This window comes from Saccharibacillus brassicae, assembly GCF_006542275.1.
Lineage (GTDB): Bacteria > Bacillota > Bacilli > Paenibacillales > Paenibacillaceae > Saccharibacillus > Saccharibacillus brassicae.
In genome coordinates, this window is sequence record NZ_CP041217.1 from 4,174,758 (window position 1) to 4,189,617 (window position 14,860).

At 60.6% G+C, this 14,860-nt stretch carries 10 protein-coding genes; 6 read left to right on the forward strand and 4 right to left on the reverse strand.

Features of this window, described 5'->3' with window-relative positions; genetic code table 11:
• The first annotated feature begins 308 nt into the window (after positions 1 to 308).
• Positions 309 to 2,225: a bifunctional 2',3'-cyclic-nucleotide 2'-phosphodiesterase/3'-nucleotidase gene (locus tag FFV09_RS17330; protein WP_246098371.1), complete on the forward strand. Its 1,917-nt coding sequence runs from the start codon at positions 309 to 311 to the stop codon at positions 2,223 to 2,225.
• Between the two features lie 155 nt (positions 2,226 to 2,380).
• Positions 2,381 to 3,850, forward strand: a complete 1,470-nt coding sequence (locus FFV09_RS17335; RefSeq protein WP_141448987.1) for a methyl-accepting chemotaxis protein — start codon at positions 2,381 to 2,383, stop codon at positions 3,848 to 3,850.
• 206 nt (positions 3,851 to 4,056) lie between these two features.
• Here FFV09_RS17335 and FFV09_RS17340 read toward each other — a convergent pair whose 3' ends face one another.
• The 3 genes from FFV09_RS17340 to FFV09_RS17350 form a co-directional block, all read right to left on the reverse strand.
• Positions 4,057 to 5,109, reverse strand: coding sequence for an FAD:protein FMN transferase (locus FFV09_RS17340; RefSeq protein WP_246098372.1), 1,053 nt, complete (start codon positions 5,107 to 5,109; stop codon positions 4,057 to 4,059).
• Between the two features lie 162 nt (positions 5,110 to 5,271).
• On the reverse strand, positions 5,272 to 6,828 hold the full coding sequence (locus tag FFV09_RS17345; protein ID WP_141448989.1) for a glycine betaine uptake BCCT transporter: 1,557 nt from the start codon (positions 6,826 to 6,828) through the stop codon (positions 5,272 to 5,274).
• Positions 6,829 to 6,934: 106 nt separating this feature from the next.
• On the reverse strand, positions 6,935 to 7,918 hold the full coding sequence (locus FFV09_RS17350) for a Gfo/Idh/MocA family protein (protein WP_141448990.1): 984 nt from the start codon (positions 7,916 to 7,918) through the stop codon (positions 6,935 to 6,937).
• 190 nt (positions 7,919 to 8,108) lie between these two features.
• On the opposite strand from FFV09_RS17350, the gene FFV09_RS17355 reads away from it, so the two are divergent.
• The 3 genes from FFV09_RS17355 (at position 8,109) to FFV09_RS17365 (ending at position 11,066) form a co-directional block, all read left to right on the forward strand.
• Positions 8,109 to 8,759, forward strand: coding sequence for a cyclodeaminase/cyclohydrolase family protein (locus FFV09_RS17355; RefSeq protein WP_141448991.1), 651 nt, complete (start codon positions 8,109 to 8,111; stop codon positions 8,757 to 8,759).
• Between the two features lie 180 nt (positions 8,760 to 8,939).
• Positions 8,940 to 9,416 carry a hypothetical protein gene (locus FFV09_RS17360; protein ID WP_141448992.1) on the forward strand — a complete coding sequence of 159 codons (477 nt, stop codon included), beginning with the start codon at positions 8,940 to 8,942 and terminating at the stop codon, positions 9,414 to 9,416.
• Positions 9,417 to 9,422: 6 nt separating this feature from the next.
• Positions 9,423 to 11,066 carry a hypothetical protein gene (locus tag FFV09_RS17365; protein WP_141448993.1) on the forward strand — a complete coding sequence of 548 codons (1,644 nt, stop codon included), beginning with the start codon at positions 9,423 to 9,425 and terminating at the stop codon, positions 11,064 to 11,066.
• A 272-nt stretch (positions 11,067 to 11,338) separates the two neighbouring features.
• Here FFV09_RS17365 and FFV09_RS17370 read toward each other — a convergent pair whose 3' ends face one another.
• On the reverse strand, positions 11,339 to 12,328 hold the full coding sequence (locus tag FFV09_RS17370) for an RluA family pseudouridine synthase (RefSeq protein ID WP_141448994.1): 990 nt from the start codon (positions 12,326 to 12,328) through the stop codon (positions 11,339 to 11,341).
• Positions 12,329 to 12,734: 406 nt separating this feature from the next.
• Here FFV09_RS17370 and recQ point away from each other — a divergent pair, with 406 nt between their 5' ends.
• Entirely contained in the window at positions 12,735 to 14,696 is a 1,962-nt protein-coding gene (recQ, locus tag FFV09_RS17375) for a DNA helicase RecQ (protein ID WP_141448995.1), read from the forward strand.
• Positions 14,697 to 14,860: the final 164 nt, after the last annotated feature.

Here is a 14,860-nt window from a genome sequence, read left to right on the forward strand (position 1 = left end):
GGGACTGAGTAAAGTTGGAACGCGATTTTTGTTAAACGCATGTAAAAATCTCGGACCTTCTCTTGCGGAAAACACCGTTAAGTGGCATCCTAATCAAGCCGGGAAAAATGGGAACTCCACGTTTTATCGCTCCAAGAAGCGAACATTCGAACCCTTTGTGTCAGTTAATGTTTTGTTTTTTTCACTAACTACCACTGGTAAATTAAGCTTCATACAAGATAGTACCACAAATAACGAAAATTGCACGAGTTTTATCTGAAAAAGTCACGGAAAATTTTTGCAAAAATATCCATTCAGAAAGACGTGGAATGAAATCTTACATAATGGAGGAGAGTAAACTGAGTATTAAAGCGAACCTTAGAGTACTGGAAACGACGGATCTGCATGTGCATATGATGAACTACGATTATTACGGGGATCGCCCGGTCCTGGAATACGGTTTCGCGCAGACGGCGGCCCTGATTCGCCAGGCGAGAGCGGAACGCGGCAACGTGCTGCTGTTCGATAACGGCGATCTGCTGCAGGGCAATCCGATGGGCGATTACGTGGCGTCGGGCGGCATTCTGGAAGAACCGGGCCGGATTCATCCGGTCTACGACGCGATGAACGCTCTCGGCTACGACGCGGCGACGCTCGGCAATCACGAATTCAATTACGGGCTGGCGTATCTGGACCTCGCGCTGCAGGGCGCCGCTTTTCCGTACACGAACGCGAACCTGTACCTCGACGGGGAGAACGTGCCGCCGGGGTCGCATTACCTGCCGCCGTATCTGCTGCTGGAGCGGACGATCGAAGACGAGAACGGAGCTGTCCATCCGCTCAAAGTCGGCGTAATCGGCCTCGTCACGCCGCAGATCATGAACTGGGACAAAGCGAATCTCGAAGGACGGCTGAGAGCGGAAGACATGGTCGAAGCGGCCAAAACGTACGTGCCGAAGCTCAAGCAAGAAGGCGCCGACCTGATCGTGCTGCTGGCGCACTGCGGCTACGAAGACATTCCGGAAGCGCCGATGACGGAAAACGCGGTGCTGCACCTCAGCCGCGTGCCCGGCGTGGACGTGATTTTGTTCGGCCATGCGCACAAAGTGTTTCCGGGCGCGGCGTTCGAAGGCAAGACCGGCGTCGATCTCTCGCGCGGAACGATCAACGGCATTCCGGCGGTCGAAGCGGGCTATGCGGGCGATCATCTCGGCGTCGTCGACCTCGAACTCGAGCTGACCGGCGAAGGTTGGCAAGTGACCGGCAGCCGCGCCGAAGCGCGTCCGGTCTACGACCTGACGCAGGCCGCGGCGCTTGCGCGCACGGACGAAGAAGTGACAGAGTCGATCCGCGAAGCGCATGAAGGTACGCTGTCCTATATCCGAACGGCGGTCGGAGAAACGACGGAGCCGATCGACAGCTTCTTCGCGCTCGTGCGCGACAGCGTCTCGGTGCAGATCGTCAACGACGCGCAGCGTTGGTATTTGCGCAAGCAGATGCAGGGGACGCCGTACGAGAAGCTGCCGATACTGGCGGCCGGCGCGCCGTTCAAGACGGGCGGCCGCTACGGCCCCGCCTATTACACGCATATCCCGGCCGGCCCGCTTGCCGTCAAGCATATCGCCGATCTGTACAATTATCCGAATACGCTGTGCGCGCTGCTGCTGACGGGCGCCGAACTGCGGGAATGGCTGGAATGGGCCGCCGGCCTGTTCCTGACGATCGATCCGCGCGGCGGAGACGGCCAGAGTCTGATCGACCGGGATTTCCCTTCGTTCAATTTCGATATTATCGACGGCGTTACGTACACGATCGACGTGACGCAGCCGGCCAAATATTCGGCTTCGTGCGAACTGCTGCATCCGGAATCGGCGCGGATCGGCGATCTTCGCTTCGAAGGCCGTCCGGTGTCGGCGGACGAACGTTTCGTCGTCGCGACGAACAATTACCGCGCTTTCTCCACGCCGGTCGCCAATCCCGACGGACAGCGGATCATTCTGTCTTCGGCGGACGAGAACCGGCAGATTCTGACCGATTATATCCGCAGCTGCGGCCGAATGTCGCCGCAGGCGGACAATAACTGGAGCTTGACGGGCGTGCCCGCCGGACTCAGGGTCGAGCTGCTCTCGTCGCCGGACGCGCGCGCAGGCGGACTGCCGGACGGCATCTCGTTCGCCGGCATGGGCGAAGGCGGATTTGCCCGGTTCGAAGTGGAACTGTCCGCCCTGGGCGGAAACCAAAAGTAAGAAGCGAAAAGGTAGCAAGCTTGTGGTAAATTGAGAGCAGGCAGACAAGCGGGGAGGCGCAGCGGCGCTTCGCCGCTTTTTGCCGGCGAATCACGGCGCCCGACAAGGGCGCATCGACATCTGGGACTTGGACCCGACGGAGGAATGAAGGAAGAATGGATAAGACGACCGAAATGATCTGGAAACGCAACAAAGTGATCGTGTGGATTTTGTGGTCGGTACTGGCGATTGCCATTGTACAGGCTTTTTTTGACGCTTCGCTGTGGGTAACGAATATCGCCGGGGTGGTTCTTTGCGCAGCGATCGACTTGATGAATCGAAGACAAATCGGCATCCGCGTCATTCCGTGGGTGATCACCGCCATTTTGGCGGCGTTCAGCATTTATTTCAATTTTGGCAAAATCGAAACGTCGACGGCGCTTATCTTCTGCATCGTGCTGTTGATCTATCCGCATTACAAATATTTTGCGGTCGCTTTCGGGCTCGTCCTGATCAATATGCCGATCCAGATCATGAACGGCGCGCAGGTCGCGGCCGAGACGTCGAAGACCGACCTGTATGCGGACGTGTTCGCGATGTTTCTGCTGACGGGAGCCGCGCTCGTAAGCGTCGCGTTCCTCAACCTGCGCATGTACCGCAGCAGCGAGCGGCAGCGGGAAGCCAGCGAAACGGCCGGGCGGCAGGTGGAATTCCTGCTGGAACGCGTGCAGCAGTCCGCCGAAGGGCTGAAGCGCTTCTCGGAGCAGACGAAGCTTGAAGTGAACGAGGTCGGCAGCATCACGAACGAAGTGATTCTGGCTTTCCGGGAAGTGGCCCGGGGCATGGAAGAACAGGCCGGAAGCGTAACGCGAATCAACGACGCGCTCGCGGTGTCCGACAGCCATATCGAGGACGTGACGAAATACGCCGGCGAGATGCAGCGTTTGTCCGAAGAAACGGCCACGGCGGGCGACGAAGGCGATTCACAGATGGAAACGTTGGTCGGACGGATCGACGAGCTGGACGAGACGATGAACCGAACGTCGCGGCAGATGCAGGATTTCACGCAGGCGAGCCGTTCCATGTCCGACATTTTGGCGCAGATCGACCAGATTTCCCGTCAGACCCACCTGCTGTCGCTGAACGCTTCGATCGAAGCGGCGCGCGCGGGCGACCACGGCAGAGGCTTCGCGGTCGTGGCCGGGGAAGTCGGCGCGCTTGCCGGCCATTCCAGCGAATCGGCCGGGCAGATCGGCGAGATCCTGAACGGACTCCAACAGCAGATCGAAGCGTTGGACCGCCGGCTCGAAGAAGGGCTGCACACGCTTGAGCAGAGCAAATCGTCCACGCGAAAAACGGGCGAAGTGTTCGCGGCCGTACGCCGCAGCGCGCACAGCGTGCTGGAACAGGCGCAGCGCGTGCAGCAGACGTCGTCCGGCCTGCGCGATTTCTCCGGCCGGATGGTCGGGGAGATGTCGGAAGTGGCCGGCATTACCGAACAGTCCAGCGCCGCTTCCGAGCAGATTCTGGCCAGCATGGAAGAGCAGCGCAGCATGACAGGGCGGATGACCGACAGCTTCGGCGAACTCGAAGCGCTGATCGTGAACCTGAACCGGCTCGTGATCCAGGAGCCGGCCAAAGGGTAATCGCCCGCAGCGCAGTCGGCCGAGCGCTCCCGCGCAAGAAGCTGCTGCAAGAGACCGGCGGCAGGGGCCCGCGGAAGCCGCGAGCGACACTTGCGCTCCGAACGCCGCCCGTCGATCGTGCAAAAAACCTCGAACCTTTCGCTCCGCGGCGAAAAGTTCGAGGTTTTTTTAGAAGAGAAGAAAACGTTGGACAGGCAGCAAAGCGGTTAATCGCCCGCCATCCGGTAGAGCTCCGAACTGAGCATGATCCGGTCCCGTAGCCCTTGCGTCGCATGGATGACGTTGTCGTCCGTGACGAAAAACGCTTCGACGCCGGGCTGCCGCTCGATATACGCCATGCCGTCTTCAAGTCCCATAACGAAAGCGGCGGTGGAGAGGGCATCGGCGTCCGTCGCGCGTTCGCTGACGATGGTGATGCTTTTGAGGCCGTTTTGCGTCGGGTAACCGGTCCGCGGATCGAGGATATGGTGGTAGCGGACGCCGCCTTGCATGAAAAAGCGTTCGTACACGCCGGAAGAGTCGATTGTCTCGTCGTTGATCCGGATCGTGCCCAGCTGGCTGCCGCGGCTCTGATCGGGGTCCTGCAGACCGACGTTCCAATTCGCTCCGCCCGGCTTGGCGCCGACGGCCACGATGCTGCTTCCGCCGAGGTTGATCAGCGCGCTGTCCAATCCGTGCTCGCGCAGGTAGAGCGACACCTGGTCCGCCGCGTAGCCTTTGCCGATCGAACCGAGGTCGAGCACCATGCCGGGCCGCTCCAGCTTGATCGTCCGTTTGGCTTCATCGAACGTGATCCGGCGGTAATCGGTCAGCCGGCGCGCCGCTTCAAGCTGCGCCTTGTCCGGCACTTTGGCGTGCTCGTGCCCGATATTCCACAGATTGATCAGCGGACCGATCGACGGGTCGAGCAGGCCGTCGGTCTCTTTCGCGTAGCGAACCGCCATTTTGACGACGTCGAACGTTCCCTGCGACACGTGGACCGCCGCCCGGCCGGCCTCGGCATTGACTTGGTACAGGTCGCTGTCTTCGTTGGTGCGGCTCAGTTCCAGATCGATTTTGCCGAGCAGGTCGCGAATATCGTCCAGATGGCGTTCGGTCGCTTTCGGATCGTAAATTTTGATCGTGGCTACCGTGTCGTACACGTAGAACGTGGCCGACACCGGCTCGACCGCCGCTGCCTGCGCCGTACCCGTACGTTCGGCCGGTTCCGAACCGCAGCCGCCGAGCATCGATGCAAGGACCAGCAGAGCCCCTGTCATTCTTATCGTTTTTCCCGCATGCTTCCACATCGTTGAAGTCACCGTCCTGTCAGAATGGGTCTTCCCCGGACTGCCGAAGCAGCCGAACTTTGTGAAAGACCTCACATTCATCATACTCCAGGCAAGGACAGATGCGGCAGCGAAAATTAGTCCAATTTTTGATTATTTTTTGGCAAAAAGTTCTTTGTCTCTTTCGGCCGCGGCATCAAGCATCGCTTTGTATTCCGCGATTACGCGTCTTTCGCGTTTTCTGATCTCCCGGTCTTCTTCGGACAGCGCTTTGTAAAGAGACACACACATGCCGATCATAATAATGGCAAAAGGAAGAGCGACTACGATAGAGGCCGTCTGGAGTGCCGTTAACCCGCCGCTGATCAGCAGCACGACCGCGATCGACGATTGGACGAGTCCCCAGGTAATTTTAATTTTCGAAGAAGGGTTGAGATCTCCGTTGGAAGACAGCATGCCCAATACGAAAGTGGCGGAATCCGCCGACGTAATGAAGAACATGGCGATCAGCAGCAGCGCGATCATGGCGGCAATGGCGCCCAAAGGCAGGTTCTGGAGCATCAGGAACAAGGCCGAAGTGACGTCTTCTTCGACGGCCGCCGCAAGCCCGCTGCCTTCGAAGCGCGCGGAGTAGATGCCCGAACCGCCGAATACGGCGAACCAGAAGCAGCCGAACAGGCTGGGCACGAGCATGACGCCGAGCACGAATTCGCGAATGGTGCGTCCGCGCGATACCCGGGCGATAAAGGTACCGACGAACGGCGCCCAGGAGATCCACCACGCCCAGTAGAACAGCGTCCATGCCGCTACCCACGTGCTGTCCGAGAACGGGGTCATGCGCAGGCTCATCTGGACGATATTTTGCACGTAGCCGCCGAGCGTCACCGTGAACGTATCGAAGATAAACGCCGTAGGGCCGACGAACAGGACGAACAGCATGAGCACGATCGCGACGATCAGGTTCACGTTGCTGAGAATGCGAATGCCTTTGTCGAGACCGGTCGTCGAAGAAATCAGGTACAGCACGGTCACGACCGCGATGATCAGCACCTGGACCAGAATGGTACTGGAATAGCCGAAGATCTGTTGAATGCCGCCCGCGATTTGCAGCGTGCCGAGTCCGAGCGACGTGGCGACGCCGAACGCGGTAGCGATGACGGCCAGAATGTCGATCGCTTTGCCGATCGGGCCGTTGACCCGGTCGCCGAGCAGCGGCACGAACGTCGAGCTGATCAGCCCTTTATACCCTTTGCGGAACTGGAAGTAGGCGAGAGCCAGCGAGATGACCGAGTAGATCGCCCACGGATGCAGTCCCCAATGGAAAAAGGAATAACGCATCGCGACCTGGGCCGCCTGCGCCGTGCCGGGTTCCGTGCCTTCCGGCGGGTCGATATAATGCGAGACCGGTTCCGCTACCCCCCAGAAAACGAGCCCGATCCCCATGCCGGCACTGAACAGCATCGCGAACCAGGAGGTCGTCGAATATTCCGGTTCGTCGTCGTCCTGTCCCAGCTTGATTTTGCCGAAACGGCTGAACGCCAGATACAGGGCAAAAACAAGGAAACCGAACGCGACAAGCAGATAGAACCAGCCAAACTTTTCTGTGGAAAAGTCCAAAGCTGCCTGCGCGGCGCTTCCCAGTTGATCGGGAAAAAAGGCCCCCCATAAAACAAAAGCGAGTATGATCGCCAGAGCGACGGCGAAAACCATAAATTTAACCCCTTCCCAAGTATACATATTCATTATTGAGCATCGGCCTAGGCGGCCTCACTGAACATGAATTACCCAGTAAGGGACCAAACGAAAAAAAAGCCGATCAGAGATCGGCGGGGTAGAGCAGTCCGAACTGCCTGCGCGCTTCTTCCATCACTTCCGCGGCGGCCAGCGAACAGTCCCGGGAATTGACGGAAGATTCGGAAGCGCCGGAGCGGACGACGTCGACGAATTCCTGGATTTCGTAGCTCATGACCGGCTTGCCGGCCGGCTCGCTGATGTCCTCGATGCTGCCGTCGCGGTAGCGGATCTGCACGCTGCCCGGTTCGCTGATCTTGTCGATCAGGATGCTGCCGAGTTCGCCCTGGATTTCCGAAGGCACGAGCGAATCGGTAATTTTGGAAAACATCACGACCGCGTCCATATCCGCGTAGCGGGCGAGCAGGCTGCCTTCGCCGTCGACGCCCGACTCCAGCATGTACGCCGTCGCCTTGACTTCTTCCGGCCTGCCGAACAGCAGCACCATCGGATAGATGCAGTACAGCCCCAGGTCCATCAGCGCTCCGTTGGAGAACTCCGGCCGGAACGCGTTGAGCACCATGCCTTCCTTATACGCGTCGTAGCGGGAAGAATACTGGCCGTAGTTCGCGAAGTAACGGCGGATCGGACCGATTTTGTGCAGGTTTTGGCGCAGCAGCGCGAACGACGGAAGCAGCGTCGTCTTCACCGCTTCCATAAGCACGGCGCCGCCTTCTTCCGCGGCCGCGAACATGTCGCGCACCTCGCGGGCGTTGGAAGCCATAGGCTTTTCGCAGAGCACGTGCTTGCCGCTCTTGAGCAGCAGGATCGATTGCTCCGCATGCAGGGAGTTGGGACTTGCGATATACACGGCGTCGATCCGGTCGGAAGCGGCCATTTCATCCAGGTCCGTAAACGTAAGTTCGATCCCGTAACGGTCCGCGAATTCGCGCGCGCGTCCTTCCGTGCGCGAGTAGACCGCGGCGAGTTCCAGCCCTTCGGCCTGCCGCGCCGCGTCGATAAAGCGTTCCGTAATAAAATTCGTGCCGATCATCCCGAATCGAATCATGAATAAATCCACTCCCAGTCCACGTATTGAAGATACCGATAACATTCTCGTTCATCATAACACGAATCGTCAAGTTAGCATTCGATGTTTTTGACGCTGCGGAGGACATCTTCTTCGATTGGGGTAATAGAAAACAGGCATCAGGCAGGACCCCCGCACGGGAAAAAGAAAACGGAAGGTGTGACGACGAATGAACGAGAATACGCCCTGGGATTATACGATTCGCGAATTCGTGGAGCGCGCCGGCAGTGCCAAAGCGACGCCGGGCGGAGGCAGTACGTCGGCGCTGGCCGCGGCGCTCGGCTCGGCCATGACGTCGATGGCGGCCCATTTGTCGCATCGCGAACGCACGCCGGAGCAGCGGGCCAGCATCGACGAAGCGGAACGGGAGATGCAGGAAGTCGCTTCGGCCTGCGAGCGTCTGATGAGCGAAGACATACGCGGGTTCGCCGCTTATCTGGAAGCGAGCGAAGCGGCCGAGAGCGAAGACGACGAAGCGGTGGTCGCCGCGACGCTGCGCACGATCGAAGTTCCGCTGGACCTGATGAAAGTCTGCATCCGCGGTCTGCGCGGCGCGCGCGGCATCGCCGAAGCGACGAGGTCGCATGTGCTGTCGGATCTTGGAATCGGGATCGTTATGTTCGAAGCGGCCGCCCGTTCGGCCCATCTCACCGTGCGGATCAATCTGCCGGCGTGCCGCGACGCTATCAAGCGGGAAGCGTACGGCGACGAAGCCGACGTGCTGCTGCTTGAAGCGCAGCGGCTCAAGGAGCTGGCGCTGAACGAAGTGACGCGGGCGATCGAAAGCGGCGCGGAGCCGGGCGAGTCGAACGGTAGGTAAGCCTTACACTTGGCGTACGGCAGCGGACGATGGCGGATGGCGCGCATGGCGCAGGAATGGCATAATGAAGACACGGGACCGGAACGATCGCGGCTGCGCGGCGTCCGGTCTTTGGTATGCGGGCGGGCGCTTTTGCGGCGGCCGCCCGCAATACGGACAATGCGCGGGGGAGATGACAGGATGGAAGGCGGACAGCCGGATGAAATCATAAGCGAGAGCCAGACTCCCGCACATTGGAGACGGCGCCGGGCCGAACTGGAACGCTGGGCGGATCGCGACAAAATAAGCAGGGGCGCCAAGCGCGTCGCGCTGCTGCAAGGCGTCGAAGTGGATGCCGAGCTGCTGGAAGCGCTGCGTCTGCTGAACGAAGCCGGCGTAGGCACGGAATTTTCGTGCGCCGGCGTCAGTCCGCTCGACGAACCGGAAGATCATTCGCTGTATGCGTATGTGACGCTTGTCGACAGCGAAGCGGCGCGGTCGTTCGTCGAATACGCGTCCGCGCGGATGCGGCGGCGCCTGCTCGTGTCGTATGAGCCGGAGCGCCGACGCTACGACCTGTCTTCGTTCATGCTGGGACAGAATCGTTCGTTCTGCCTGCTGCTGGAAGCGTGCGCCCGGGAGTTTGCGCGAAGCGCGCACCGACAACGAGAGGAGTAGATTCACATGCTGAGTCTGGAAAAAAGAAGCCGGCAGGTCGTGGGCAAAGTGGCCGCTCAGGCGGCCGCCCGCGAACTTCTGCCGAGCGGATTGTGGTCTCATGACGATATTCGCGACAATTTCTATTACGCTTCGTATTTGTACGCCGCGGCGGAAGACCCGGAGATCCGGGTCCGTTTCGACCGCGACGAAGCCCGCGCGACGGCGATCGGCGTCTTCGGCCGCGTGCTCGAGCTTCAGGACCGCCGGGCAGGCAGCGGCACGTACGGCCATTGGCCGCTTGAACTGGGCGACGATCCGCAGTCGGCGGAGCCTGATCCGCTGCCGATCGAACTGATGGGCAGCCTGATGCTGTATTTCGTCGAACGCTGCGGCGATTCGCTGCCGCCGGAGCTGCAGGCGTCGTTCGAGGCGGCGCTGCAAGCCGTCTGCGACAGCCGGTTCTACGACCGGCCGCTGGACAAATACGATCATCACGAAGCGAAGCATACCGCGGCCAAGCTGCTGTTCGGCGCGTATTACGACGACGCGGAGCTGCTTGAAGACGGCCGCCGGTCGCTCAAGGCGCTGCTTGCGCATGTCGAAGCGCGCGGCCTGCACGAATACGGTTCGCAGCCGTGGTTCTGGCATTGGGTGCAGGCGTTCACCTGCGTTCGGCTGCTGCTGAGCGACGCGGACATTACCGACGACCTGAAGCGGATGCTCGACCTGCTGTGGAGCGAGCGGTCGCTGCATTATATCGGCGGAGCCTGGGCCGGGCCGCATGCCCGCCAGCGGAGCGAAGACACGCCCAAAGACGCCGGCGTGGCTTTCGATTATTTGCAGTACGGCGATTTCCGTCTGCCGCCGCAGCTCAAGCGCGCCGAGTATGCGGGCTTCCTGTTCTACGAAGCGCCGGAAGCTTCGAGAATCGCGGCGATGGACCGCCTCGTGCCGGTCGAAGTGAAGAAGAAGATTCTGAAGCCGCAGCCGGACGGCCCGGACCGCGAGCTGCACAGTTATACGTATCTCACCGACAGCTATGCGGTCGGCGGCATGTGGGAACGCTCGGAGGAGTTCGACAACGAGCAGCACCGCTGGGACGTAACGCTGCCGCTGTCTTACGAGCTGGGCAGCGCCGCGAACCAGGCCTACTTCATCCACCCGGCGCCTGGCCAAGCCGAAGGCGACCTGCGTCATTCGAGTCCGTTCGAAGCGATCCTGCCGGACCGGGGCGCCGTATTGGCACTGTATCCGGTGCCTGAAGGCCAGGACCCGTCGATCGTCGGCGTGCTGCCGAAAGGAGAATGGATTCGCGAGGAGCGGGCGCTGTTCGGCCAGGCCGGAGGCGCTTATCTGGCCGTCTACCTGCGGCACGGCTACGAGGCCGAAGAAAGCGACGACCGCGTCACGGTGCGCAGCGCGGGACCGGGCGGAGCCGTCGTCATCGAAGCGTCGGGCATCGAGGAAGCGGAGAGCCTGGACGCCGAAGACCTGGAAGGCTTCGCCGACCTGATGCGCGGCCGCGCGCCTGATTTCGGCGCGGACGGCCGCAGCGTCGCCTACCGCAGCCTGCACAGCCGGCGCCTGGAACTTGCGCTCGGCGCGGACGGAGAGCCGCAGGCGAAGATCGACGGCACGGCGGCGGCGTTCGGCGATTACGTAAAGTAAGGCGCGAAGGCGGCGGACCCGTGCAGACCGGGAGTGGAATCGAGGTGCCGAATCCGAAGGTCGAACGCCATCGCGAAAGTCGAAAGTGAATTCGGAAGCCGCACGCGAAAAAAGTCACGCCCCGGAATCGGGGCGTGACTTTTTGATGGCGGCGGTTATCGCGGCCGCCGTGGCAGGATACAACGAACGCAGCCGGGTGCTTGCGCGTCGCCGGACGCAAGCGGAGCGGCGCGCAAGGAAGCCTGCGTGGCAGGCCGCCGCTTGGCGGACCGTTACGCCTGCGTTTCTTCGTTGAACAGCGCCAGGAAAGCTTTGGGCGTGTCCGCTCCGAACGTCTCCGTTTTGCCGGTCGTCGGATGGACGAAGCTCAGCTCGTGCACGTGCAGGCCGAGGCGGCCGAGAATGCGCAGCGCGGAGCCGTATTTTTTGTCGCCGACGATCGGGTGTCCGATGTCTTCGAACTGGGCGCGGATCTGGTTCTTGCGGTTGGTCTCGGTCGTGACTTCGAGCAGCGACGCCTGGCCGTTGGCTTGAAGGCGCTTGTAATGCAGCACCGCGCGCAGTCCGTCGCCTTCTTTTTGGCTGGCGTACATCTTGAGCGTCTTCGTCTCGCGCAGCCAGGACGTGATCGTATCCGATTCGGTCCGGACTTTGCCTTCGACGAGCACGGTGTAGGCCTGCTTGGCCATGCCCGTGTTCCACTGTTCGATCAGCGCTTCCTTGGCCGCTTCGCTGCGGGCGAGCAGCATGACGCCGGAAGCGTCTTTTTCCAGCAGTTGGAGCGCGTACAGCCGTCCCTGCTGATCGGTCTGGCGAATATGGCCCATCAGCTGGCGATAGACGGTGTTGCTCTCTTCGCGCGAAGCGGACATGGACAGCAGGCCCGCTTCCTTGCGGATCACGATGACGTCGGCGTCTTCGTGCAGGATGCGCAGGCCGGTCAATTTCGTTTTGGGCTTGGCGCGTTCTTTGCCGATAACGACCGTCTGGCCCGGCTGCAGCGGATGGTTGTACAGCGTGACGACGGTGCCGTCGACGCGAACCTGTCCGTGCGCGAGCACCGATTTGATCGAGTTGCGGCCCATGCCGTTCAGATGCTCCAGCAGGAACGCGAGCAGTTCGGCCGGTTCTTTGACCGCGAAGCTGCGCGACTGCGCTTCGTTTTTCTCGCGGCGGGCGTCTTCGCGGGCCGCGTAGGAATTATCTTTTTTGATACCGGGAGGGCGTTTTTTGCCGCCCGGCCGTTTATTCGTATAAGCCATGATCGGATAAGCTCCATTCTGGTAAGAGGATCGTAGCGTATTCGGCTCGTGCGGACAGTTGGAAGTGCGCCGTCCGGGCCGGGATTCGCCGCATTCACTATACCAGAGCCGCCGCCAAAAGGCTAGGGACAAGGGCGATGCCGGGGCGGCTTCCGGAAGTGGCCGGCAGGCAGGCTGCCTCATGAGGGAGAAGGGAGCTGCGGGGAATTCGACGTTTTTTCAAAAAAAGAATATTTGTTCGCCCCGTGCGGTTGCCCGAAGCGGGCCGGCCCGGTAAAATATAGGAAGAACGCATCCACGACGCTTGGCCGAAGACCCTTACAACGCGCGCCCCTGACAGGTGCCTGAAGAGCGGTAATTATACGGGAATGCCGACCGAGGCATTCCCTTTAAGGAGTTTTGCATAATGGCGATTGAAGAAACGAAGATGATGGAGCAGGCCGGGGAACTGCTGCAGAAATATTACGGCTACCCCGATTTTCGCGAAGGCCAGAAGAAGATCGTCGAGAGCCTGCTGACGCGCAGCGATACGCTCGGCATCATGCCGACCGGCGGAGGTAAATCGATCTGCTACCAGATTCCCGCCCTGATGATGGAAGGCTTGACGCTGGTCGTCTCGCCGCTGATCTCGCTCATGAAAGACCAGGTGGACGCGCTCGTGACCAACGGCATCGCGGCGGCCTACATCAACAGCACGCTTAGCGGCCGCGAAGTGAACGACCGGATTCGCGCGGCGCAGCGCGGCGAGCTGAAGCTGCTGTACGTGGCGCCGGAGCGTCTTGAGCTGGACTGGTTCCGCGAAGAAATGTCCAATCTGCGCATCGACTGCGTCGCCGTCGACGAAGCGCACTGCGTTTCGCAGTGGGGACACGATTTCCGGACGAGTTACCTCGCCGTCGCGCCGTTCGTCGATTCGCTGCCGCACCGCCCGACCGTGGCCGCTTTTACCGCGACGGCGACGCCGCAGGTCATGGACGATATCGTGCGGCTGCTGGAGCTTCAGGGAGCCAATACGTTCGTCACCGGGCTCGGGCGCGACAATCTGGCGTTCTCCGTACTGCGGGGCGAGAGCAAGAAAGACTACATTTTCGATTTTGCCAAGACGCACGCGAGCGAAGCGGGAATCGTATACGCCGCAACGCGCAAAGAAGTGGACGAGCTGTATTCCAAGCTGTCGATGCAGGGATTGTCTGCGGGCCGCTACCATGCGGGCATGAGCGACGTGGAGCGCGAAAGCGCGCAGGAAGCTTTTCTGTACGACGACGTGCGCGTCATGGTCGCCACCAACGCGTTCGGCATGGGGATCGACAAGTCGAACGTCCGCTACGTTATCCACTACAATATGCCTAAAAATATGGAAGCGTACGTGCAGGAAGCGGGCCGGGCGGGCCGGGACGGCGAGCCGAGCGAATGTATCCTGCTGTTCAGCGCCCAGGATATCGTGGTCCAGAAATTCCTGATCGAGCAGAACGGACAGGAAGAAGAACGCCGCCGCAACGAATACCGCAAGCTTCAGCAGATGGTCGATTACTGCTATACGACAAGATGCCTGCGCAGCGCCCAGCTGGACTATTTCGGCGAAGAGCATGCGGACGAGCCGTGCGGAACGTGCAGCTCGTGCCGCGACGACCGCGAAGTGATCGACATTACGGTGGACGCGCAAAAAATCTTCTCCTGCATCTACCGGATGAGAGAGCGTTTCGGCGCTTCGATGGTAGCCGGCGTGCTCAAAGGCTCGCGCAACAAAAAAGTGCTTCAGTACAAGTTCGACCAGCTGTCCACGTACGGGATGATGAACGGCAAGACGGAAAAAGAAATCGTCGACATGATCAACGTGCTCGCTTCCGAAGGCTATCTGGAGCTGACCGAAGGGCAGTATCCCGTCGTCAAGCTGCGGCAGCTCGCCACCGAAGTGCTCAAAGGCGGCCGCCAGGTGTTCCAGCGCGAAGCGCGCAAAGCGTCGTTTGCGGCGTCTTCCGGTTCGCGGAGCAGCCGCCCGCGCGCGGACGAGAAGTTGTCGGCGGTCGAGATCACGATCTTCGAGCAGCTGCGCCTGATCCGGCGCGAGCTGGCGGAGAAAGAACATGTGCCGTCCTATATCATCTTCAACGATGCGACGCTGAGCGAGATGAGTATCCACAAGCCGAGAACCGAGTTCGAGATGCTGCGGATCAAAGGCGTCGGCGAAGTCAAATACCGCAAATACGGCCGTCCGTTCCTGGAGTTTTTCCAGAACCGGGAAGGCGACGCCGGAGGCGGCAGTTCCGCAGCGGACGACGGCGGCTATTACGACATGGAAGCTCCGCCGGAAGACGATTCCAACCTGTTCGCCTACTACGAAGACCCCGATCCGTCGAACCCTTCGTAAGACGGGTTGCGGAAGCGATCCGCGCGGTGACCTGTGAACGGGGCGCCGGGGAACGGAAGGATTGCCTCGATCGAATAGAGATGTACATGGAAAAGAAGCTTTCCGCCCTGAGCCAAAGGGCGGGAAGCTTCTTTTTGTGCGGTCTATGTTGAGAGCGTTTAATT

Excerpts from the sequence above, each read along its gene's own strand:
- FFV09_RS17330 (WP_246098371.1), top strand. The coding sequence starts at position 309 with ATGAAATCTTACATAATGGAGGAGAGTAAACTGAGTATTAAAGCGAAC.
- FFV09_RS17335 (WP_141448987.1), top strand. The coding sequence starts at position 2,381 with ATGGATAAGACGACCGAAATGATCTGGAAACGCAACAAAGTGATCGTG.
- FFV09_RS17340 (WP_246098372.1), bottom strand. The coding sequence starts at position 5,109 with ATGACAGGGGCTCTGCTGGTCCTTGCATCGATGCTCGGCGGCTGCGGT.
- FFV09_RS17345 (WP_141448989.1), bottom strand. The coding sequence starts at position 6,828 with ATGGTTTTCGCCGTCGCTCTGGCGATCATACTCGCTTTTGTTTTATGG.
- FFV09_RS17350 (WP_141448990.1), bottom strand. The coding sequence starts at position 7,918 with ATGATTCGATTCGGGATGATCGGCACGAATTTTATTACGGAACGCTTT.
- FFV09_RS17355 (WP_141448991.1), top strand. The coding sequence starts at position 8,109 with ATGAACGAGAATACGCCCTGGGATTATACGATTCGCGAATTCGTGGAG.
- FFV09_RS17360 (WP_141448992.1), top strand. The coding sequence starts at position 8,940 with ATGGAAGGCGGACAGCCGGATGAAATCATAAGCGAGAGCCAGACTCCC.
- FFV09_RS17365 (WP_141448993.1), top strand. The coding sequence starts at position 9,423 with ATGCTGAGTCTGGAAAAAAGAAGCCGGCAGGTCGTGGGCAAAGTGGCC.
- FFV09_RS17370 (WP_141448994.1), bottom strand. The coding sequence starts at position 12,328 with ATGGCTTATACGAATAAACGGCCGGGCGGCAAAAAACGCCCTCCCGGT.
- recQ (WP_141448995.1), top strand. The coding sequence starts at position 12,735 with ATGGCGATTGAAGAAACGAAGATGATGGAGCAGGCCGGGGAACTGCTG.